The sequence below is a fragment of the Bartonella sp. AC130YNZD genome (assembly GCF_042196865.1).
In the GTDB taxonomy this organism is placed as follows: domain Bacteria; phylum Pseudomonadota; class Alphaproteobacteria; order Rhizobiales; family Rhizobiaceae; genus Bartonella.
Genome location: NZ_JBHIQZ010000145.1, coordinates 1 through 782, shown reverse-complemented (window position 1 = coordinate 782; position 782 = coordinate 1). Strand labels below are relative to the sequence as shown.

Sequence of the window (782 nt, the reverse complement as noted above, 5' to 3'; positions counted from 1 at the left end):
AAGCTCTCTTCATTTTCTGTCTTTCCCTCACTCCCGTATATCGACACAAAGCCCTTGCCTGATCCCACACCAAAACCCGTTTCATGGGTCTCTGAATGGCTTTTATGGTGATCTTGCATGCCATCAATCGTCACACTTTCTCCGCTCACATTGATATCCTGACCGGAAAGCAGATGAGAAGCAGTGATTGTGGTCTCTTTATCTGATTGTGTGATAATGTTGCCCGTCGCCCCCAAATTGGTCAGCACATTGGCGTGGATATCGGTATTTCCCCCCGCTTCTATAGTGCTATAATGGTTATCAATGGTATCAGCGTTAATGATGAGATTGCCACTAGATTGTATCATTCCTTGACGAGTAGGCGAAAATTCTTGCGTGACAGTTTTCTGTATCATGTGAGATAAATTATTCCATCGGTACCCTTGAAAAAAAAGCGATCTTTCACTCTCTTCATTCCAAGTAAATGCCTTGTATACTATCCCATCTTCTAAAGTTATCTTACCATAAGTTGCCTCTTTGTTGAGCAAAGAATTTTTAAAGTGAAAATCACATATGTTTCCTGAACATTCAACTTCCTCATAGGAAACGGCCCACATTTTTACCCTCAACTCATTTGCTACACTTGTTGTATGATACAAAATCGCATTTTCAATTGAATCAAAGCATTCTGGTTTTTGGAATGCGATGGTGACTTCTTCCGTTTTTTCCGTGATGATCAACAAATTGAACAGATCAATCAAGCTGTCCAAGCCTTTTTAGCAGAGATAGAACGAGAGATACAA

Annotated in this window: 2 pseudogenes; one reads left to right on the top strand and one right to left on the bottom strand. The window is 40.4% G+C overall.

Features of this window, described 5'->3' with window-relative positions:
• Positions 1 to 689 (bottom strand): annotated as a pseudogene (locus ACFINU_RS10190) (hypothetical protein); the annotation flags it as partial.
• Between the two features lie 9 nt (positions 690 to 698).
• Between ACFINU_RS10190 and ACFINU_RS10185 the strand changes: the two are divergent.
• A pseudogene (locus ACFINU_RS10185) lies at positions 699 to 782 on the top strand (exonuclease); the annotation flags it as partial.